General features: G+C 64.1%; 21 protein-coding genes and 3 tRNA genes. 8 read left to right on the top strand and 16 right to left on the bottom strand.

Going from position 1 to position 19240, the window contains the following annotated elements; translation table 11 throughout:
* Nucleotides 1-21: 21 nt before the first annotated feature.
* Genes AC1C2O_RS08075 through AC1C2O_RS08085 form a run of 3 tightly spaced genes read right to left on the bottom strand, consistent with a single transcriptional unit; the run spans nt 22 to nt 2721 of the window.
* Complete coding sequence (locus AC1C2O_RS08075) at nt 22-699, bottom strand: methionine ABC transporter permease (RefSeq protein ID WP_495429912.1); 678 nt, start codon at nt 697-699, stop codon at nt 22-24.
* Entirely contained in the window at nt 696-1760 is a 1065-nt protein-coding gene (locus AC1C2O_RS08080) for a methionine ABC transporter ATP-binding protein (RefSeq protein ID WP_495429913.1), read from the bottom strand. The genes AC1C2O_RS08075 and AC1C2O_RS08080 overlap by 4 nt, the downstream gene beginning before the upstream one ends.
* A gap of 34 nt (nt 1761-1794) precedes the next feature.
* The gene (locus tag AC1C2O_RS08085) at nt 1795-2721 is read right to left on the bottom strand and encodes a MetQ/NlpA family ABC transporter substrate-binding protein (protein WP_495429914.1); all 927 of its coding nucleotides are present in this window, start codon (nt 2719-2721) and stop codon (nt 1795-1797) included.
* An 89-nt stretch (nt 2722-2810) separates the two neighbouring features.
* Here AC1C2O_RS08085 and AC1C2O_RS08090 point away from each other — a divergent pair, with 89 nt between their 5' ends.
* Nucleotides 2811-4124: a M20/M25/M40 family metallo-hydrolase gene (locus AC1C2O_RS08090; protein ID WP_495429915.1), complete on the top strand. Its 1314-nt coding sequence runs from the start codon at nt 2811-2813 to the stop codon at nt 4122-4124.
* Nucleotides 4125-4145: 21 nt separating this feature from the next.
* Here AC1C2O_RS08090 and AC1C2O_RS08095 read toward each other — a convergent pair whose 3' ends face one another.
* Complete coding sequence (locus AC1C2O_RS08095) at nt 4146-4517, bottom strand: winged helix-turn-helix transcriptional regulator (protein ID WP_495429916.1); 372 nt, start codon at nt 4515-4517, stop codon at nt 4146-4148.
* A 95-nt stretch (nt 4518-4612) separates the two neighbouring features.
* Between AC1C2O_RS08095 and AC1C2O_RS08100 the strand changes: the two genes are divergently transcribed.
* On the top strand, nt 4613-5467 hold the full coding sequence (locus AC1C2O_RS08100; protein WP_495429917.1) for an SDR family oxidoreductase: 855 nt from the start codon (nt 4613-4615) through the stop codon (nt 5465-5467).
* An 82-nt stretch (nt 5468-5549) separates the two neighbouring features.
* On the opposite strand, the gene rraA is transcribed toward AC1C2O_RS08100, so the two are convergent.
* The gene (gene rraA, locus AC1C2O_RS08105; protein WP_495429918.1) at nt 5550-6017 is read right to left on the bottom strand and encodes a ribonuclease E activity regulator RraA; all 468 of its coding nucleotides are present in this window, start codon (nt 6015-6017) and stop codon (nt 5550-5552) included.
* Nucleotides 6018-6127: 110 nt separating this feature from the next.
* The gene (locus AC1C2O_RS08110; protein WP_495429919.1) at nt 6128-6517 is read right to left on the bottom strand and encodes an SHOCT domain-containing protein; all 390 of its coding nucleotides are present in this window, start codon (nt 6515-6517) and stop codon (nt 6128-6130) included.
* Nucleotides 6518-6730: 213 nt separating this feature from the next.
* Here AC1C2O_RS08110 and AC1C2O_RS08115 point away from each other — a divergent pair, with 213 nt between their 5' ends.
* From AC1C2O_RS08115 to AC1C2O_RS08135, 5 genes are all read left to right on the top strand, one after another.
* Nucleotides 6731-6940, top strand: a complete 210-nt coding sequence (locus AC1C2O_RS08115; RefSeq protein ID WP_495429920.1) for a heavy-metal-associated domain-containing protein — start codon at nt 6731-6733, stop codon at nt 6938-6940.
* Nucleotides 6941-6953: 13 nt separating this feature from the next.
* Nucleotides 6954-9209, top strand: a complete 2256-nt coding sequence (locus AC1C2O_RS08120) for a heavy metal translocating P-type ATPase (RefSeq protein ID WP_495429921.1) — start codon at nt 6954-6956, stop codon at nt 9207-9209.
* A gap of 78 nt (nt 9210-9287) precedes the next feature.
* Nucleotides 9288-10109: a hypothetical protein gene (locus tag AC1C2O_RS08125; protein WP_495429922.1), complete on the top strand. Its 822-nt coding sequence runs from the start codon at nt 9288-9290 to the stop codon at nt 10107-10109.
* 69 nt (nt 10110-10178) lie between these two features.
* A complete protein-coding gene (locus AC1C2O_RS08130; protein ID WP_495429923.1) occupies nt 10179-10505 on the top strand; it encodes a DUF7882 family protein in 327 nt (108 codons plus the stop codon).
* Between the two features lie 337 nt (nt 10506-10842).
* Nucleotides 10843-11130, top strand: coding sequence for a hypothetical protein (locus AC1C2O_RS08135; protein WP_495429924.1), 288 nt, complete (start codon nt 10843-10845; stop codon nt 11128-11130).
* Between the two features lie 387 nt (nt 11131-11517).
* Here the strand turns inward: AC1C2O_RS08135 and AC1C2O_RS08140 are convergent.
* The 10 genes from AC1C2O_RS08140 to AC1C2O_RS08185 form a co-directional block, all read right to left on the bottom strand.
* Nucleotides 11518-11591: transfer RNA gene (locus tag AC1C2O_RS08140), tRNA-Met, on the bottom strand.
* Between the two features lie 34 nt (nt 11592-11625).
* A tRNA-Thr gene (locus AC1C2O_RS08145) sits at nt 11626-11697 on the bottom strand.
* Nucleotides 11698-11763: 66 nt separating this feature from the next.
* On the bottom strand, nt 11764-12903 hold the full coding sequence (locus AC1C2O_RS08150; RefSeq protein ID WP_495429925.1) for a M23 family metallopeptidase: 1140 nt from the start codon (nt 12901-12903) through the stop codon (nt 11764-11766).
* 133 nt (nt 12904-13036) lie between these two features.
* The gene (locus AC1C2O_RS08155) at nt 13037-13831 is read right to left on the bottom strand and encodes an inositol monophosphatase family protein (protein ID WP_495429926.1); all 795 of its coding nucleotides are present in this window, start codon (nt 13829-13831) and stop codon (nt 13037-13039) included.
* 8 nt (nt 13832-13839) lie between these two features.
* Nucleotides 13840-14916, bottom strand: coding sequence for a hypothetical protein (locus tag AC1C2O_RS08160; RefSeq protein WP_495429927.1), 1077 nt, complete (start codon nt 14914-14916; stop codon nt 13840-13842).
* A gap of 94 nt (nt 14917-15010) precedes the next feature.
* Nucleotides 15011-15808, bottom strand: a complete 798-nt coding sequence (locus tag AC1C2O_RS08165) for an enoyl-CoA hydratase/isomerase family protein (RefSeq protein ID WP_495429928.1) — start codon at nt 15806-15808, stop codon at nt 15011-15013.
* Between the two features lie 54 nt (nt 15809-15862).
* Nucleotides 15863-16357 carry an FBP domain-containing protein gene (locus tag AC1C2O_RS08170; protein WP_495429929.1) on the bottom strand — a complete coding sequence of 165 codons (495 nt, stop codon included), beginning with the start codon at nt 16355-16357 and terminating at the stop codon, nt 15863-15865.
* 9 nt (nt 16358-16366) lie between these two features.
* Nucleotides 16367-17239 (bottom strand): bile acid:sodium symporter family protein, encoded by an 873-nt coding sequence (locus AC1C2O_RS08175; RefSeq protein WP_495429930.1) that lies wholly within the window; start codon nt 17237-17239, stop codon nt 16367-16369.
* Nucleotides 17240-17376: 137 nt separating this feature from the next.
* Nucleotides 17377-17461: transfer RNA gene (locus tag AC1C2O_RS08180), tRNA-Tyr, on the bottom strand.
* Between the two features lie 86 nt (nt 17462-17547).
* A complete protein-coding gene (locus AC1C2O_RS08185) occupies nt 17548-18468 on the bottom strand; it encodes a carbohydrate kinase family protein (protein ID WP_495429931.1) in 921 nt (306 codons plus the stop codon).
* A 73-nt stretch (nt 18469-18541) separates the two neighbouring features.
* On the opposite strand from AC1C2O_RS08185, the gene AC1C2O_RS08190 reads away from it, so the two are divergent.
* Entirely contained in the window at nt 18542-19132 is a 591-nt protein-coding gene (locus AC1C2O_RS08190) for a hypothetical protein (protein ID WP_495429932.1), read from the top strand.
* Nucleotides 19133-19240 lie beyond the last annotated feature (108 nt).

Consider the following 19240-nt stretch of genomic DNA (forward strand, 5'->3'; position numbering starts at 1 on the left):
CCGGAGGAGCCCCTGCGGCACCTACCGCCGCAGCACCCGCTGCGCGAGCCAGTTGCCGAAGATCTGACCCACCTGCACGATGACGATGATGATCGCCACGGTGACCCAGGTCGCCTGCGCATCGAACTGGTTGTAGCCGTAGATGATGGCGAAGTTTCCGAGCCCACCGCCGCCGATGTAGCCGGCCATCGCCGACATGTCGACCACCGCGATGAACATGAAGGTGTAGCCGAGGATCAGGGGTGCAAGCGCCTCAGGGATTACGACGCCGAACAGGATCGAGAACCGCTTGGCACCGATGGCCAGCGCCGCCTCCACGACGCCTGGATCAACGGCGACGAGGTTCTGCTCGACAACGCGACCGATGACCACGGCGGCCATGATCGTCATCGGCACGATTGCGGCCGTTGTACCGAGGGTGGTGCCCGCGACCACCTTGGTGACCGGGCCCACCGCGGTGAGGAAGATGATGAACGGGATGGGCCGGATGAGGTTGATCACCAGGTTCATTACGTTGAAGACGGCCCTGTTCGCGAACAGGTTGCCTGGTCGTGTGGCGTACAGCACCGCGCCGATCAGGAGGCCGGCGACGCCACCGATGAGGAGGGTGACGGCGACCATGTAGATGGTCTCCTGAATTGATTCCAGGAGCACAGGCGTCAGCGAATCCCAGTTCGCTAGGGGGTGGAAGCCGGTCATGCGCCCGCCTCCGTTCCGGATGACTGCACCGAGGTGGACGCATCCGTCAGAACGTGCGCCCTGGTGTGCGCGGAGAGCTCGACGACGGCCGCAGCGATGGCATCCGCTCCGGCTTGCAGGCGATAGGTAAGTGTTCCGAGCTGCCGACCGCGGATGTCGGTCACTCCGCCGAATACCACCGCTCGACGCACGCTGTGCTTTTCGAACACCTCGTCAATGTCTTCACTGGTGAACTCGTTGACGTCGACACTGACCAGGGTTCCCCCGCCGACGCGCAGAGCGTCCAAGGTATCGCCAGCCGGTACGCCCTGCGTGACGGCTGCGACGAAGCGCTCGGTGAGTGCCGCACGCGGATGCGCGAACACTCGGTACGTGTCGCCGGCATCGACGACCCTGCCACCGTCCATCACCACGACCTGATCGCACAGCTCGTGCACGACCGAGATCTGGTGGGTGATGACGACGATCGTGATGCCGAGTCGACGGTTGATCTCCTTCAGCAGCGCCAGAACCTCGCCGGTGGTCTGCGGGTCGAGCGCGCTGGTGGCCTCGTCGGCGAGCAGGAGCTCCGGGTTCGCGGCGATCGCACGGGCGATACCGACGCGTTGCTTCTGTCCGCCTGACAGCGCGCGCGGATAGCGATCCGCCTTGTCACCGATGCCGACGAAGTCGAGCAGTTCGGTCACTCGCGGTCCGATGTCGGCGCGGTTCCACCCAGCGACCTTCAGCGGATACGCGACGTTGCCGCGCACGGTGCGGGCGTTGAAGAGGTTGAACTGCTGGAAGATCATGCCGATACGGCCGCGCAGCGAGCGCAGTTCGGTCTCGGACGCGTTTCCGACATCCGTCCCGAGCACATTCACCGTGCCGCCAGTGGGCTTCTCCAGCCCGTTGATCAAGCGGACGAGGGTGGATTTCCCTGCCCCGGAATACCCGATGACGCCGACGATGGAGCCCGTCTGGACTTCAAGGTCGACGTCTTCGAGAGCGTCGACGACGGGCCCCCTCCGCGTTCCGGGGAACGCTTTGGAGACAGAATCGAACGTGATGATGTTTGTCATGGGTCCGTCGTCGTGCGAATCAGTGCGGGTCGATCTACTTCGCGTCGCGAAGCAGATCTTCGAGGCGAGTGAGCTCTGTCTGCAGGTCTTCGGCAGTCCAGTCGCCCTTGAATTGCAGGTTGCCCTGGTTCAGCTCGGTGACTGCGGCCTCAACCTCGGTCGAGTGGTACGCCTCGATCAGCTTCTCCCAGCGAGGGTCGTCCTTGTTCTCGTCCTTCACGACGAAGGCGTTGATGTACGGCGCGAGCTCTGGGTTGTCCAGGTCTTCCTTGAAGATGATCAGCTCGTCGCCGAGCCCGCCCTTCTGTGCCTGCGTGTTGTTGACGATGGCGGCCTGAGCGCTGCCGTCCTTGAGTGCGGTGACCGTCTGGTTCGTATCGACCGGCAGGATCTCGACCTTGCTGGAGGTGATGTCAGCCTCGGTCGAGAAGGCGTCGCCGCCGTCCTCGAGTTCGAGCAGCCCTGCACGCTGCAGGTTCAGCAGGGCGCGGGCGAGGTTGGTCGGGTTGTTCGGCAGGGCGACGGTGGAGCCTTCAGGGAGGTCGGCAACGTCGGTGTACTCCTGGGAGTACAGCGCGAGCGGGTACACGGCGGTGGCGCCGATCGGCACGAGGGTGCCGCCGCTGTTCACGTTGAAGTCAGACAGAAAGATGAGGTGCTGGAACAGGTTCACGTCCAGCTCGCCGTCCTGCACGCCCTGGTTCAGCTGCACGGCGTCGGTGATGGTGCGCACCTCGAGCTCGATGCCCTCTTCTGCCAACTTGTCCTTCAGGATCGTCCAGTGCTCTTCGGTGCCATCGTCGGCTCCGAGCACGATCTTGGTCTCGTCGGCATTGCCAGCATTGCCGCCATCAGCGGTGTCTTCGCCTCCCGCGCAGGCCGCCATCGACAGAGTCAGCGCGCCGGCCGCCAGCACGCCGAGAACGGACAGAAAATTCTTCTTCACACGGGAGTTGTTCACGAGAGTGAGTGAACCACGTGAACACCCGAGTCTCCGATTCGAGAAGTAACCGCGCGTAATGCACACGGCATCCGCCATACGCTGAGGTGGTGACCCACAGCCTGCTGGAAGAAGAAGCGCTCCGCTTCGTCCGCGATCTCATCCGGATCGAGAGCGTCAACACCGGCGACCTCGAGACGATCGGCGACGGCGAGACTCGCGCGGCGCGCTTCGTGCAGGCTGCGCTGGAGGAAGTGGGAATCGAGACGACATTCGTCGAGCCGATCCCCGGACGCGGCAGCGTGATCGCGCGCATCGTCGGTAGCGAAACGGATGCCGCAGCGCTGATCGTGCACGCGCACCTCGATGTCGTTCCGGTCAACGCTGAGGATTGGACCCATCCGCCATTCGGCGCCGACATCGAAGACGGCCTGCTGTACGGGCGCGGCGCGGTCGACATGAAGAACTTCGCCGGCGTCATCCTCGCAGTGGCACGGCATTTCGCGCGCTCCGGCATCCGCCCTCGCCGGGATCTGATCTTCGCGTTCCTCGCAGATGAAGAGAGCGGCGGCGTGTGGGGTGCATCCTGGCTGGTCGACAACCGGCCCGAGCTGTTCGCCGGGGCAAGCGAAGCGATCAGCGAGGTCGGTGGGTTCTCGGTGCCGTTGGCCGAGTGCCGCCGCGCGTATCTGCTCGCGACCGCAGAGAAGGGCGTCGGCAGCGTCAAGCTGACTGCACGTGGTGAGGCCGGGCACGCATCACGGCCGCTCCCGAGCGATCCTGTGCCGCAGCTCGCTGGCGCCGTGGCACGCATCGGCGCGCACCGCTTCCCGGTGGTGCGCACGCCTGCATTGGAACGGTTCCTCGAAGTGTTCGGCGCCGCCCGCGGGGTCGAGTTCACCGACGAGAACCTGGATGCGGAGCTCGAAGATCTCGGATTCGTGGGACGCGTGATCGCCGCCGCGGCGCGGAACACCGCGGCACCGACCGTGCTGCGTGCCGGAGACAAGAGCAACATCATCCCCGGTAGCGCACACGCGACGCTGGATATCCGGGCGCTGCCTGATGGCGAAGTTGCCCTGCGCGAGGGCATCGAGACGCTCGCCGGAGGCACGGTCGAAGTGTCCTGGCAGCGGATGATCTCCCCGATTGATGCACCGATCGACGGCCCGTTCATCGATGTGATCTCCGCAGCCATCGGCGCCGAAGACCCCGATGGTGTCGTCGTGCCCTATCTGCTGCCGGCTTCGACCGACAACAAGCACTTCGCCCGTCTGGGTGTGAACGGATACGGTTTCGTGCCGCTGCGCGTGCCCGACGACTTCGATGTGTACGCCCAGTTCCACGCGGCCGACGAGCGTGTCCCGGTGGAGAGTTTGTACTTCAGCGCGCGCACAACGGCCCGGATTCTGCGCACGGCCTGAGCACGGGCTGCGCCCGGCCGTTCAGGCCTCGTCGCGTCCCAGCATCCCGTCGGCGTTGTCGGCGACCCACGCGACCATTGGCAGCATCCGCTCCATGAGATCTCGACCGAGCGGCGTGAGGCTGTATTCGACGTGCGGTGGCACCTGGGGAAGCGACTCCCGATGCACGAGACCGTCATCGGCGAGAGTGCGCAATGTGGAGGCGAGCATCTTTTCGCTGATGCCGCCGATAGTGCGGCGCAGCTCACCCCAGCGATGGGTGCCGTCAGACAGGCAGGCCAGCACGAGCACACCCCACTTGCTCATGACGTGGTCGAGGATGATCCGGGTGCCACAGCCCTCGTCGAAGACGTTGGGAGTTTTCTCCTGAATCTGCGCAAAACTAACGGTCATGTGGGTACCTTACTTCAAAGTGGGTACCACTGGATCGGAAGGTTATCGGTGCGCAGCGAGTTGTCCCCGATGATCTTCCCCACGAAAGGACCCACATGAACATTCTCATCACCGGTGCGACCGGACAGCTCGGCCGCCTCGTCATCGACAGCCTCCTCGCCCGCGGCGCAGATCCGGCTTCGATCGTGGCCGGAGCCCGCGACCTGACAAAGGCGTCCGACCTCGCCGATCGCGGAGTACGCGTCGTCGCGCTGGACTACAACGACGCCGCCACGGTCACGACGGCCGTTGAAGGCGTCGATGCCGTGCTGCTGATCTCCGGTTCGGAGCTCGGCGCTCGCGTGGCGCAGCACCAGACCGTGGTGGATGCCGCGAAGGCAGCCGGTGTCGCGAAGCTCGTCTACACGAGCCTGCCGAATGCCACCACAAGCACTCTGCCGATCGCACCGGAGCACAAGGCGACCGAAGAATTCATCGCGGCATCCGGCGTTCCCGCAGTGATCCTGCGCAACAACTGGTACACCGAGAACTACGCGCGCGACTTCTCCCAGGTCAGCGCATCCGGGGTGCTCGCGGCGAGTGTCGGTGACGGCAAGGTCGCATCGGCCAGCCGCCGCGACTTCGCAGATGCCGCGGCCGTCGTCCTGCTTGAGGAAGGCCACATCGGAGAGGTGTACGAGCTCGCCGGTGACACCGCCTGGGACTACACCGAGCTGGCAGCCACGCTTGCCGAGGTACTAGGCCAGCCTGTGCAATACCAGTCGCTGTCGACCGAAGAGCACGCCGCCGCGCTCGAATCTGCCGGGTTGGATGCCGGGTTCGCGGCCTTCATGACGGGTCTGGATGCTGGCATCCGCGCCGGTGGACTCTCCGACACCGATGGCACGCTGTCCCGACTCATCGGCCGTCCGACCACTCCGCTGCTGGACGGCCTGCGCGCGATCGCCTGATCCTGCACCCCGGCCTTCCCGTCGCGATTTCTGTCGCTTGAGCCACGCTTGGGCGACAGAAATCGCGACTGGAAGCAAGCCGTCACCGCTCGATGAGGATGCCATCTTCGTCGCTGTACAGATGAGCGCCCACTCGGAAGAGCACTCCCGCGAACGAGATGTCGACATCGACCTCACCGGCGCCGAGCTTGGCACTCTTGCGCGGGTTCGTTCCGAGCGCCTTCACGCCGAGATCGAGGCCGTCGATCGCGACGCTGTCGCGGATCGCGCCGTTGATGACAACGCCTGCCCAGCCGTTCGCGACAGCGGATTCGGCGATCAGGTCACCCATCAGTGCTGTCTGCAGTGAAGAACCCCCATCGACGACGAGCACGGCTCCGTCGCCAGGTGTCGCCAACATCAACTTCACGAGCGCGTTGTCTTCCAGGCAGCGAATCGTGCGGATGCGGCCGTCGAACGCGGCCTTGCGTCCGAACGAGCGAAACTGCACCGGCAAGGATTGGATGCTCTCTTCGAGCTCGTCATAGAGATCGGCGGTAGAGATGGGCATGGGAGTTCCTCTCGTCGCAGCAGTGCGGACATCGTCTCATGGCCCGATTCCCTTGGCACACGAAAAGAGGCCCCCGACCGAAGTCGGGAGCCTCTTGTCAGGCGATGAAGTCAGCTCTTCGCGAGCGCCGTCGCCTTCAGCTGGGCGAACTCGTCAGCGGTGATCGTCCCCGCGTCGAGCAGTTCCTTGGCGCGAGCGATGTCCTCGACCGGGTTGCCCGCGACGGTACGGATGTAGCGGTCCGCTGCATCCTTGGCGGCCTGCTGCTGAGCAGCCGCACGCTCGCTCATGCCGCGTCCACGGAAGATGAGGTAGGCGAGAGCAGTGAGCAACGGCAGGAAGATCAGGAAGATCAACCAGATTGCCTTGGCGACGCCGTTGAGCTTGTGGTCGCGGAACAGGTCGCTGATGATCGAGAAAAGTGCCATCAGGTAGGCGATGAAGACCGTGAAGGTCAGCGCCCACAGCAGCACATCCCAGATTGCAGACCAGAAAGACATGAGTTTGACCCTTCGTCAGTGATTGATGGGGCTAATTCCGCGAACTATGCCCCGCTGAAGTATGGCGGAAAACGCATACACGCGTCCAGAGCCACGCCAGCCGTCATTCACCAGAAGAAATGACTCGGCAACGTCTTCAGGAATACCCCCCTGGGGTATTCTGTTACTCTGAGTGAACGCCCATCCGGGGCGTTCAAGCGAGAGGATCAAGACATGAGCACCACCGAATACCAGGTGACCGGAATGACCTGCGGCCACTGCGAGATGTCCGTCCGCGAAGAGGTCAGCCAGATCGCAGGAGTAGAAGGCATCGAGGTCAGCGCCAAGACCGGCAAGCTCGTCGTGACGGCAGACGCTCCTCTCGCCGATGCCGACGTGCTGGCTGCCGTCGATGAGGCGGGCTACTCCGCCGTCCGCTCCTGAGCCGAGGACGATCATGAAGGTGTCGACCGCCGCGGACTTCGCCGATTCGAGCGTCGAGCTCGAAATCGGCGGGATGACCTGCGCTTCTTGCGCGACGCGTATCGAACGGAAGCTGAACAAGCTTGATGGAGTCGCAGCCACCGTCAACTACGCGACCGAGAAAGCGAAGGTGAGGGTGCCGTCGGGCTATGACTCCACCGCCCTCATTGCCGAGGTCGAGAAGGCGGGATACACCGCGGCGCTGCCCGCGCCTCGTAACGCGAAGGATGCCTCGGCGAGCGACGCCGACCCCGAGCTCACTTCACTGCGCCAGCGGCTGATCATCTCGATCATTCTGACTGTGCCGGTCATCCTGATGGCGATGATTCCTCCGCTGCAGTTCACCTATTGGCAGTGGGCGTCGCTGGCGCTGGCCGCGCCCGTGATCGTCTGGGGTGCGTGGCCTTTCCACAAGGCCGCCTGGACAAATCTGAAGCACGGCGCGGCCACCATGGACACGCTCATCTCGATGGGCACCCTCGCGGCATTCTTCTGGTCCCTGTATGCGCTCTTCTTCGGCACCGCCGGGATGCCAGGGATGACACACGGCTTCGAGTTCAGCCTCTCCCGCTCTGACGGCGCGGCGAACATCTATCTCGAGGTCGGCGCCGGGGTGACGATGTTCATCCTCGCCGGTCGCTACTTCGAGAAGCGTGCCAAGCGTCAAGCCGGTGCGGCGCTGCGCGCGCTACTCGAGCTCGGCGCGAAGGACGTCTCTGCGCTGCGCGACGGAGTCGAGATTCTCGTGCCGATTGAGGAACTGCACGTCGGCGACGAGTTCCTCGTTCGTCCTGGCGAGAAGATCGCCACCGACGGCGTCGTGACCTCTGGCGTATCGGCCGTTGATGCCTCGATGCTCACCGGTGAATCTGTTCCCGTTGAGGTCACCGTGGGTGATGTCGTAACCGGAGCAACCGTCAACGCCAGCGGACGACTTGTGGTGCGCGCAACAAGGATCGGCTCTGACACGCAGCTCGCGCAGATGGCAACACTCGTCGAGGAGGCACAGACCGGCAAGGCTGAGGTCCAGCGCCTCGCCGATCGAATCTCGGGCGTCTTCGTGCCGATCGTCATCGCGATCGCGATCGTTGCTCTCGCCGGATGGCTGCTGGCGGGCTTCCCCGTTGCCGCCGCCTTCACCGCGGCCGTTGCGGTGCTGGTCATCGCCTGCCCATGTGCGCTGGGACTCGCGACCCCGACCGCCCTTCTCGTCGGCACCGGACGCGGCGCGCAGATGGGCATTCTCATCAAGGGCCCTGAGGTACTCGAGTCCACCCGCAAGGTCGACACGATCGTGCTCGACAAGACCGGAACCGTCACGACAGGCAAGATGACGCTCGTCGACGTGGTTGCCGAGGTCGGTACGGATGCCGATGAGCTGCTGCGCCTGGCGGGAGCACTAGAGGATGCATCCGAGCATCCGATTGCTCAGGCCATTGCGAAGGCCGCGGTCTCGAAGACCGGCTCGCTGGCAACGGTCACCGATTTCGCAAACATCGAGGGCAAGGGCGTGCAGGGCGTCATCGACGGACACAGCGTCATTGTCGGTCGCGATTCGCTGCTGGCCGACTGGTCACTCGCTCTGTCGTCGGTTGTCTCCGACGCCAAGGCTGCCGCCGAACGCGAAGGCAAGACAGTCGTCGCTGTCGGATGGGACGGGGCTGCCCGCGGCATCCTGATTATCGCCGACACCGTCAAGCCGACCAGCGCCGAGGCGATCGCGCAGATGAAGAAGCTCGGCCTCTCCCCCGTGCTGCTGACGGGAGACAACGAAGCTGTCGCCCGCCGGATCGCCGCAGAGGTCGGGATCGACGAGGTCATCGCCGAGGTGCTGCCGAGGGACAAGGTCGAGGTCGTCAAGCGCCTGCAGGCCGAGGGCAAGGTCGTCGCGATGGTCGGCGATGGTGTGAATGATGCTCCGGCGCTGGCTCAGGCTGACCTCGGTCTGGCCATGGGAACCGGTACGGACGTCGCGATCGAAGCATCCGATATCGCACTCGTCCGCGGTGACCTACGCAGCGCGGTCGACGCGATCCGGCTGTCTCGCAAGACGCTCGGAACGATCAAGTCGAACCTGTTCTGGGCCTTCGCCTACAACGTCGCCGCGATCCCGATCGCCGCGCTCGGAATGCTGAACCCGATGCTCGCCGGCGCCGCGATGGCCCTGTCGAGCGTGTTCGTGGTGGGTAACAGCCTGAGGTTGCGCGGGTTCAAGAGCACCGCGAAGTAACGCAGCGCGCGGCAGGGCACTTCTGGATGACCTCCCATCTGGCCCCAGGGGCGAGTACCGTGGGATCGGGAGGACACTATGGACAGTGTTCGCAATCTCGTGACTGAAGCGGAGATTCGCTCCGAGCTCGTACCCGGCAACACGGAGCGCTTCGCCGGGTACGCACTCATGAGCCTGCCGTTCAGCTCCGGCTACGTGCTGGGTCTCCGCCGGTTCCCCGTCACGTCGATCGGCCCGGGGTATACGTCTGTCTGGCTGCGCACTCCTGCGGATGCCTGGACGATCTACACCACCGTCGATGCAACCGTCTCCTGCCCCCGCTACTTCGGGCGAGCGCTGGAGTCCACCTCCGTTCACAGGATCGATGTCGAATGGGTCGGCGAGCGCACCTTCATCGTGACCATCGGCGACGAGGTCGATCTCCGCTGGTCGGTCACGCTCGCCGCCACGCGCATGACGCGGATTATGTCTCGTGTCGCCCGTTCTCTACCTGCTCGTTTCTGGCGGAGCGAACGATTCCTCTCGGCACTCGGCGCAGTCGCTGGCCCGTCGCTCCGGGCCGGTCGGATCGGAATGACAGGGAAGACTCCGAACGAACAGCTGTTCAAAGCCCGCCTCCGACGAATGTGGATCGTCGATACGTCGCAGGCATCCATCCGCGGCGAGGACCTCGGCGTGATCGAACCGTTGCCTCGGCAAACCAGACTCGGTGACTTCTGGATGCCGCAGCGCGGGATTTTCATGATCGGAGGCGCTGCATTCGATCCCCTGAAAGCAGGGGTCGATCTGCCGACGACCAAGGGCGCCTCCTCTGGTGCCCCCGAAGACACTGAACAGATACTCGAAGATGAGACCACCGACGATGAAGGCAGGCCGCTCGAAAACCCGTCGGGAGGCTGAACAACGACCGGGCCCCCGCCAGCTTCGTCTATTTTGGAGTCTTTCATCGTTGCCGGGGTACGGTTCACTATGGGGATTTTGAGATATGACGGAACGTCGGAACCTATTGAGATCGATGATGCGACGCTCGCTCATCTGAAGATCATTATCGGGACGAAGCTCCGGCGGCAAGAGAGCTTCATGATGACGTGGCTTCCCGTCGCCGGAGATCAGCGACGGGCAACGATCTGGATTCATCCGGCGATCCCGCTTCAGTTCCTTTTCGACGAGGCGGCCTCACCAACCATCGAGCCGGACCGCATCGAGGAACTTATGACGCGACTGAATGCCACAGGCGAACTCGTTATCGATGAGCTCACTAGTCGCAACCGCGCCGCTGGTCACGACCCGCGCTGATCTGACGCACCGAAAGACCCCCAACTAGCCTTCGGGCCGGGTGGGGGTCTTCGTCGGTTTAGAGCCCGTTACGCCGATGAGGTACACGACCAAACTGTTTGATTCTTCAAAGCGGGTTTCGTAAAATGGTCTCGACGCCTGATGGGTGGACGCACCTGCCGAGCGGGTGAGATTGTCCGCTCACCCTTGTCCCGCTCGATCGTGTGTGAGTTCACCGCCGGTCGCATGAAAGCGCACCTTGATGCCTTTTGTCAAGGGCTGGCTTCTGCGAGCCCTTCAGACCGACACTGATTCGGAAACGAGCCGACACTGGTTCTGAAATGATTGGAGTGTTGATATGTCCGCGATGCCCGATCCCCGGTTCGAGCTGAAGAAGATCACCGACACCGAGTGGCTGATCCACGATCACCGATACCGTCCGAACGACGCACGTCGAACGATCGCGTGCTTGTACCAGTTGGACCCGAACGACATCGAAGTCGTGTGGCTGCGCGATCTTCCCCTCGCTGCCCGTTACATGAACCCGTTCGAAGTTCTCGAAGACGTGCACAAGTTTTACGCGCACGAGCGGGCGCGGCGCCCCATACCGATCCCGCACATGCCGCCGCTCAGCGCAACCACCTGAACCACTTGTCGCGCCCTGCGAAGTCCTCGCGACCCCACCGTGGTCGGTATACCGCATCGGATCGTCCGTTGGCAACCCTTCAAGCGGTTTTCCCTGTGCGCCATAGGCTTGGTGGCGGAGGGTAAATCCACGGGCCTATTCGGGTAGGCCTATTCTCGGGTAACTCCGACCGGCGGTCCACGGGGGCGATGGACCGCCGGACATTCCCTCACCCGCTCTGGACGCTCGGCCCGTCGAACTTCGGTAGGGGTGCGTCCAGGGATTCACGCGGGGTATCGTTCAGGCGGTCAGCGGCGAACTCGGCAGTGAGTTTCAGCGTTGCATTCTGGCAAAGCAAAACCCCCGAGCTTCCCTGCGTTTCCACGGGATTCGGGGGTTATATCTCTGTAGCAGGAGCGGGGCTTGAACCCGCGACCTCACGATTATGAGTCGTGCGCTCTAACCAGCTGAGCTACCCTGCCGCGAGGCATCCGTCCGCGTGAGATGAATGCTGCGAGCCCCGACCGGGATTCGAACCCGGGACCCCTTCCTTACCATGGAAGTGCTCTACCACTGAGCTATCGGGGCGCTCGCTGCCCAGAAGGCAACTATACGAGAATACCAGTTCTTCGGCGTTCTCAAAAACCGAGACGGTTAGTAGTCGTCCCTTCCCGCGTTTGCCTGCAACCAGGGCAGCGGGTCGATGGTCGAACCATTCACGATCAGCTCGAAATGCATGTGCGCACCGTAGGAACGACCCGTATTGCCGACCAGGCCGATGATGTCACCAACCTCGATCTTCTCGCCTGCGGTAACCCGCAATGACCCGTACTGCATGTGCGAGTAATGGCTCGTGATGACTTTTCCGTCGATGACGTGATCGACGTAGACGGTCACACCATAGTTGCCGCCGGACTCGGTCGCGATGCGCACGGTTCCGTCGGCGATCACCTGCACGGGAGCACCCGCACCGGGAACGAGGTCAAGGCCCTCGTGCATGCCGGTGTCGCGCATTCCGTACGGCGAACTCATCGCCACACCGACCACGAACGGCCATTGGATGGCGGCATCCGGGTCATTCGTGTAGAGCGCGTTGGAGTAGTGGATACCCTGCTCCGCGGCGAGGTCGACGAGGGACGCCGTCGAGAAGTTCTCCGTGCGCTGGATCGTTTCGTTCTGCACATCGGATGAGGCGACGTACGCCTGAATCTCGTCGTCAGTAGCGTCGGATGCCAGCAGCTGCGATCCCGTCGCCACCAACGAGGTGGCCGACTTCACCTGGGCACCTTGCGCGGCCGCGACGGCCTCTGTCGGAAGCGTCATCGATACCGCAAGCAGACCCGCGATTCCCATGACACCCACCGTGGCACCAGCCGTGTAAATCTTGCGGCGGACCTTGCTCTTGCGCGGGGCTACGTGAATCGTGGTCGCTTCGGCCGGAAGCGCCTGCTCGGAAGCAGCGACGAAGAACGAAGGCTCTGTGGCGACAGCACGGAACGCACGGGAGGCCGAGACGAACGGATCAGCAACAGAAGCAGCAACGGGCTCATCGACAACAACGGGCTCATCGACAACAACGGGCTCATCGACAACAACAGGCTCATCGACGATCTGTGGCACGGCGGACATCGTGGCGCGCTGGCGCTCGCGGACGGCTCGACGCGAAAGCGGCAGCACGACAGCTTCAACCAGAGAGGCGACAGCATCCACTGACGTCACTTCGACGCCAACCGGGGTCGCGGAATCCGCGGTGCGGTGACGGCTGGAACGGCGCGTGGGCGCAGGCTCAGCCATGGGGGAATCGAAGGGCAAAACGGTTCTCTCGGGGTATGTACAGAAGCGGGGGGGACCCTCGAAGTTCGGGCAACGAAGGTAACGAACAGATAAACCTTAGCGCGCTGGCGCTGAGAATGCCATGTACACGCCCTCAGTTCTCGTTGTTGAATATCGCTGAAATTCTGACGTGCAGGGCAGGACCAGCCGCGATCAGCATCGGACGATCGGATGCCGTGTCATACCGCGACACCGTGCCACCGGCTTCTGCGACCAAGAGCGCACCGGCAGCGAAGTCCCACGGCTTCAGTCCACGCTCGAAGTAGCCATCCAACCGACCTGCCGCGACGTAGCTCAGATCAAGCGCCGCGGATCCGCCCCGGCGCAGGTCGCGAGCAAGCGGCATGACTCGACGCACCGTGGCCAGATCCCCGTCGTGCGTGGCCGGATCGTAGCCAAACCCGGTCGCAAGCAGCGCTCCTGCCGGTGTCTCAGTGTTGACGGAGAGCCGAGTGCCATCCAGCCAGGCGCCCTCACCGCGTGCTGCCGTGAACATCTCCCCCAGAACGGGGCTGTAGACAGCCGCGGCCAGGGACGTCCAACCGCTCGGGTCAGCATCGCCTTGAACGGCCCCGATGCTGACGCTGTACGCCGGCATGCCGTACGCATAGTTCACAGTGCCGTCGATCGGGTCGACGACCCACGTCACGCCGGTGGTGGTGCGGGCTCCGCCGGATTCTTCACCGAGAAATCCATCCCCAGGACGCTCCGCCTGCAGCCGCGAGCGGATGAGCGCTTCCACCTCACGGTCCGCTTCGGTGACGATGTCGGCGACCGTCGACTTCGTCGCTGCCAATGAGACACCCTCGGCCCGCCGCTGGCGGGCGAGATCGCCCGCCTCACGAGCTATATCCGAGGCAAGTGCCTGCAGTTGCCGAACGTCACTCACGCCGCCGCTCACTGCGGGGGCGCCGGCGGCGGGGGCGGGAACGAACCAGGAGCGGGATGCTGACCCGGGGCAGGCTGCTCCGGGGCGGCAGGAACCTCTGGTGCGGGCTGCTCGAACCCAGGCACCTCTGGTGCAGCAGGAATCTCCGGAACAACCGGCACCTCGGGCACGCTGGGCGCTTCAGGCAGGCCGGGCGCCTGCGGAACCGCTGGCGCCTGCGGGTAGTCCGGTGCGACCGGGAAGCCCTGCGCCGGAGCAGGGAACTGGGCCTGCTGTTGCGTCGGGTACCCGGTGTAGTACGCGTTCCAGTCTGGTGATCCGTCCTGGAGCACAGGGAGCGGAGTCGCCCCATCAGCATAGGTCGGCCACTGCTGAGCAACCGGTGCCGCAACAGCCGCAACAGCCGGAGCAGCAGCGAACGAGTTGGGCGCGTAGTGGGCCACCGTGGCCTCGCGCTTCTTAGGGGCGAACAGCGCGTTCAACAGCGGAATGAGGGTGGTTCCTACCGCGGCGAGAATCGCCAGCGCGACGACGATGCGCCAGTACAGCTCGTCGAAGTCGAAGGTATCCGGGAACGTGAGGTAAATCACGAGCATCCCCACCAGCAGCACCAGAATCGCGACGGTGACGTAGTAGATGACCTGGGTGAAGGTCGTCACATAGCGGCGAGCTGCCGGTGTGAACAGGCGCAGATGCAGCAGCGCGAGCTGCATCACACCGATGACGAGCAGCAGCATGAAGAAGCGACCAACACCTCCGGCGTAATCACCCAGCGTCGTGGGTAGCCAGATCTTGACCGCACCAACGAGGAGCGCGACGATCCAGGTGATCATGCTGGCAAGCGCCAGCCACTCCGGGCGGTTCGGGGCGAGACCAGCCTCAAGAATCGCGATTCCGGCGAATGCTGCGAGTAGCAGAATTGTCAGGAATGCGCGGCCGATGATGCCGTCTTGATTGCCGACGAGAACCCAGATGACGCAGACGATGGCAGCCGCGATCAGCGCACCGATGGCGATCCAGATCGCTCCTCTGATCATGAGGGAGGCGTTCGCCTTCCCCGTTTGCTCAGTTGTGACCTCTGACATGGTGTTCCCCTCTTCGGCCGACGTTGCTTTCATCCTGCCACGCGCGGATCCCGTCGAACGGTGACGTCGCGCGTTTGTGCATAAATCAGGTGCGTCAGCGTGACTTCTTCGCGGATGCTGCAGCAAACGCCGCGACGCGCGCCTTGGCATCCGCCGTGTCGAAGGCGGCGCCGATGGAACGTGCCTCCTCGCTTAGCTGCTCGGCAAACGTGCGCTCCGGCCTGGAGCGCACGAGGCGCTTCGCCTGCCCATAGGCGACAGCGGCACCGGCGAGCCAGAATCGCGCGATCTCCTCCGCCCGTTCGCGTACCCGATCGGCCTCGTCCGCAGCATCCGTTCCGCTGACGATCTCGGCAGCGATCCCCCACTCCTGCGCCTCTTCTGCGGTGAGCAGCCGATCCTGCAACACCAACTGCAGGGCGCGGCGCTGCCCGACCGCGGCCGCAATCTGGGCGGATACCGACAGGTCAGGGGTGAGCCCGATGTTCGCGTACAGGCTGCCGATCTTGGAGCGTGCGCCGACGACGGCGTAGTCCGAGCAGAGCAGGATGCCGAGGCCACCGCCCGCTGTTGTGCCGTGGGCTGCCGCAACCACCGGGATCGCCGACTCAGTCAGCGCACGGATGCCGACGTTGATGACGCCCGCAAGATCGGCGATCTGTGACCCCTCGCCCATCGTCGTCGCCATATCGATCACGTCACCGCCCGCGCAGAAGGCGGGGCCAGCGGCATCCAACAGGATGGCCCGCACATCATCACGCGACGTCGCCTCGGTCGTCGCGTCGCGCCAGGCCTGGGCGAGGTCGGCGTTGAACGCATTGAGGCGCGTGGGACGGTTCAGCGTCAGCCGAGCCAACCCCTCATCGACTGAGAACAGAATGGCATCGCTCATGGCATCTCCCTTGAAGCACTGGACGGACTCCGCCAGCCTAGCCGCGGCTTGAGATCAGTCCGTTCCTTCGTAGACGCGCGCGACGAAGCGCTCCATGCGTCGACGCGTGCCGTCGAGTCGCATGTCGATCTGCCCTTCGGCGCGGATTTCGCTGGGCGCGAGCGGATGCGCGAGCCGCACGCTCTCGTGACAGGACAGGTCGGTGCACATATAGGTGCCGACGCTGTCGCCTCGGCGACCAGCAGCCCCCGCTCGCCGCGCAGAGAAGAGCGCGATCTGGTTGCCAGGCTGCATCGTCTGGCAGATGTTGCACATGCCAGAGCGTGTGCGACCAGGGTCGCTCGCCCGCAGCACGATCCCGGTGATGCCTCGATCAGTCTCAACGACGACACAGCCGCGTTTGCTCGACGCCGGGTCTCGCCAGGCGAGAAAGTCGTGAAACTCCCAGTCGACGAGCAGGAAATCGTGGGGCATCTCGATCAGCGAGAGCTCATCCTCCTGCGCATTGATGAAGGATGCACGGACGTCCGGTTCGGTGAGCGCTCGCATCCGTCCAGTCTATGAAGCTGCCACGACACTCGGCTCACGCTCGCGGATGAGGAAGCCGAATCCGAAGGCGATGAAGAACATGAGAACGCCGTAGACCGCCGCGGGCAGGCTCAGCTCGACCGAACCCAACACTGTCTGCGCGATGACGATCGCCAGGGTGGCGTTGTGGATGCCGATCTCGAACGAGATCGCTACCGACTGGCGCCTGCCCACCTTCAGCATCCGCGGCACCCAGAACCCGATCGCGAGGCTGATGAGGCAGAACAACATCGTGATCAGGGCAAGCTGCGCGAAATTGTCGATCAGGAGTTCCCAATTGGATGCCACAGCACCGCCGATCACAACGACGAGGATGACCACGCTGGCGATGCGCACCGGCTTATCCATGCGGTCTGCGAACTTCGCCCAGAAGCGTCGCACCAGCATCCCGATCGCAACGGGAAGCAGCACGATCGCGAACACCTCCAGCGCCTTGGCCCACTGCAGACCGAGCTGGTCATCGAACGGGTTGAAGTACATGATCGCGAAGTTCGTGATCACCGGAAGAGTGATCACGGCGATGACCGAGTTCACCGCGGTGAGAGAGATGTTCAGCGCGATGTCGCCGCGGAACAAATGGCTGTACAAATTCGCTGTCGTGCCGCCTGGCGAGGCGGCGAGCATCATCATTCCCACAGCCAACACAGGCGGGAGCTGAAACAGCAGCACGAGTGCGAAGCAGATGGCGGGCAGCACCAGGAGCTGACAGAGGAGAGCGACGAGCACCGCCTTCGGCTGTTTCAGCACGCGCGCAAAGTCCGCGAGCGTGAGGCTCAGCCCCAGGCCGAGCATGATGATGCCGAGTGCGACAGGTAGTCCGATGGTGGTCAACGCTGATCCCATGGTTCTCAGTGTGGCGGATGCAGGCATCCAGTGTCACGCGATTAACCGAAATCTCTTCGGGGTGACGATCATCCTCCGACACCCGATGTCCCCGCGAACGACTGAAGGCCCCGCTCGCGCGAGGCCTTCTAGTCTTGTGGTGGCGAGTGAGGGATTCGAACCCCCGAATGCTGAGCAGTCTGATTTACAGTCAGATCCCTTTGGCCGCTTGGGTAACTCGCCAATGCGCACCCGTCCAGCTTGTACAGCCAACCGGGGGCGCGATTATCAAGCATACCCGCCAGAAGCGGGTGTAAGAAATCGACAGTTCAGCTGCCGCGAACGCCGCGTTCGCCGGTCTCAAGCGACTCGGGCGTGCGCAGCAATCCACCTTCGGAACGGCAGGTCGCCGCAGCCACTTTCATCGCCCGATCGAGCAGCCGTTGCCACTCCTCCCCTGCCTGCGGGCGCTTGCCGACAAGCCCTTCGGCGACCGCAGACAGTGTGGCGTCGCCGGCACCCACAGTGTCGACGATCGGCCCTGGCAAGTCGGCGATCGGAGCAATGAACGTTCCGGCATCCGCCTCGAGCACGGCACCGTCTTTGCCCGCCGTCGCGAGCACGGCGTCTGCTCCCAGATCGCGCAGCCTCAACCGCAGCGCGTCAAGGTCGCCGTCGTAGAGCAACGCTGCATCGTCCGCACCGACCTTGACCATCGCGGCATCCGCAGCCAGTCGCTCGAATCCGCGCACGAACTCTTCACGATCGCTGAGCATGCCGGAACGCGGGTTGGGGTCGATCGCGACCCTGACGCCCGCGAGCGCTTCGGCGAGGGCATCTACCTCGGCCGGCACGTCGAACGGGAAGCAGCTGATCACCGCGAGGCCCGCATTGAGGAGTGCCTGCCGAGCCTCCTGCCCGTAGCGGATGCTGCGGCGCTGAGCCGCCTCGTTGAAGACGTAGGTTGGCTCACCATGCGCGTCGCGCTGCACGATCGCACGGGACGATCCGTGCGGCGCCTCGCTCGAAATCAGCCGCACGTCGTGGTCGCCGAGATACTCACGGATGTGCGCACCGGCTTCGTCGTCGCCGACCATGGCAATGAGGGTCGTGGGCACGCCGAGACGCCGGAGCCCGACAGCCACGTTCAGCGCAGCACCTCCGACCAGCTCGCGCACGCCGCCGGCGTCGTGGATCTCATCAATGAGGGCATCGCCGATGACGACGGCGCCTGGTGTGTTCTGAGGCATCCCCTCATTCTGGCCTACCCACTGCCCGACGAGCCTCCGTGCTGCGTCGGCGAGACGGCGCTACGGTATGGCCATGAAAGCATCGCGTCTCGTCACCATCGCCACCGTGCTGCTGATGACCTCGGTCCTCGCCGGATGTGGTGGCGATCCTGCTCAATCGCCTTCTTCTGCTGGGTCCTCGCCCGAGCAGAGCGCGTCGCCCACGGCATCCGAGACTCCAAAACCGACGCCCACTCCCACGTCCGAACCGATCGCGCTCCCAGATGACTGCCGTGCGATTCTGAGCGACGAAGTGCTGGCAGAACTCGGCAGCACGCCACTCAACGATCCCTCGCTGGGACCCTCCGGAGTTCAAGCCGATGGGTCGCTGCTGTGCATCTGGCGCGAGCCGGGCGCAGACACGACGTCGCTGGTCACTGAAATATCCGGAATGAACCGGGGGCCCGCCCTCGACATGCTGAACGCTCTGGCCGACGACGAGGGCTTCACGTGTTTCACGCCCGACGACGGCACACGCTGCGAGAAGACGTGGACGAACGAGACGCACCCCGTCACCGACGGACGCACTCTGTACTGGCGAGATGACGTGCTCATCGATACGACGTACTCGAACCTCGCCCCCAGTGGATACACCTCCAGCATCGTGGCGCACCTGTTCGATTAGTCAACGATCGGCGGCGTCGGCGCCCGCCCCGCAACCGTGTCGAGGGGCCGCACTTTGCCGCATCCACCGCGCCGACCCGGCCATCTGCGACACCTCCCGCCGCACGCC

It is taken from the genome of Microbacterium sp. Y355, assembly GCF_059445345.1.

What these genes read in the sequence shown, in the direction of transcription:
- AC1C2O_RS08165 (WP_495429928.1), bottom strand. Translation starts at nt 15,808, where the DNA reads ATGAGCGATGCCATTCTGTTCTCAGTCGATGAGGGGTTGGCTCGGCTG.
- AC1C2O_RS08130 (WP_495429923.1), top strand. Translation starts at nt 10,179, where the DNA reads ATGGGGATTTTGAGATATGACGGAACGTCGGAACCTATTGAGATCGAT.
- AC1C2O_RS08115 (WP_495429920.1), top strand. Translation starts at nt 6,731, where the DNA reads ATGAGCACCACCGAATACCAGGTGACCGGAATGACCTGCGGCCACTGC.
- AC1C2O_RS08190 (WP_495429932.1), top strand. Translation starts at nt 18,542, where the DNA reads ATGAAAGCATCGCGTCTCGTCACCATCGCCACCGTGCTGCTGATGACC.
- AC1C2O_RS08175 (WP_495429930.1), bottom strand. Translation starts at nt 17,239, where the DNA reads ATGGGATCAGCGTTGACCACCATCGGACTACCTGTCGCACTCGGCATC.
- AC1C2O_RS08075 (WP_495429912.1), bottom strand. Translation starts at nt 699, where the DNA reads ATGACCGGCTTCCACCCCCTAGCGAACTGGGATTCGCTGACGCCTGTG.
- rraA (WP_495429918.1), bottom strand. Translation starts at nt 6,017, where the DNA reads ATGCCCATCTCTACCGCCGATCTCTATGACGAGCTCGAAGAGAGCATC.
- AC1C2O_RS08080 (WP_495429913.1), bottom strand. Translation starts at nt 1,760, where the DNA reads ATGACAAACATCATCACGTTCGATTCTGTCTCCAAAGCGTTCCCCGGA.
- AC1C2O_RS08135 (WP_495429924.1), top strand. Translation starts at nt 10,843, where the DNA reads ATGTCCGCGATGCCCGATCCCCGGTTCGAGCTGAAGAAGATCACCGAC.
- AC1C2O_RS08125 (WP_495429922.1), top strand. Translation starts at nt 9,288, where the DNA reads ATGGACAGTGTTCGCAATCTCGTGACTGAAGCGGAGATTCGCTCCGAG.
- AC1C2O_RS08170 (WP_495429929.1), bottom strand. Translation starts at nt 16,357, where the DNA reads ATGCGAGCGCTCACCGAACCGGACGTCCGTGCATCCTTCATCAATGCG.
- AC1C2O_RS08110 (WP_495429919.1), bottom strand. Translation starts at nt 6,517, where the DNA reads ATGTCTTTCTGGTCTGCAATCTGGGATGTGCTGCTGTGGGCGCTGACC.
- AC1C2O_RS08095 (WP_495429916.1), bottom strand. Translation starts at nt 4,517, where the DNA reads ATGACCGTTAGTTTTGCGCAGATTCAGGAGAAAACTCCCAACGTCTTC.
- AC1C2O_RS08185 (WP_495429931.1), bottom strand. Translation starts at nt 18,468, where the DNA reads ATGCCTCAGAACACACCAGGCGCCGTCGTCATCGGCGATGCCCTCATT.
- AC1C2O_RS08100 (WP_495429917.1), top strand. Translation starts at nt 4,613, where the DNA reads ATGAACATTCTCATCACCGGTGCGACCGGACAGCTCGGCCGCCTCGTC.
- AC1C2O_RS08150 (WP_495429925.1), bottom strand. Translation starts at nt 12,903, where the DNA reads ATGGCTGAGCCTGCGCCCACGCGCCGTTCCAGCCGTCACCGCACCGCG.
- AC1C2O_RS08120 (WP_495429921.1), top strand. Translation starts at nt 6,954, where the DNA reads ATGAAGGTGTCGACCGCCGCGGACTTCGCCGATTCGAGCGTCGAGCTC.
- AC1C2O_RS08160 (WP_495429927.1), bottom strand. Translation starts at nt 14,916, where the DNA reads ATGTCAGAGGTCACAACTGAGCAAACGGGGAAGGCGAACGCCTCCCTC.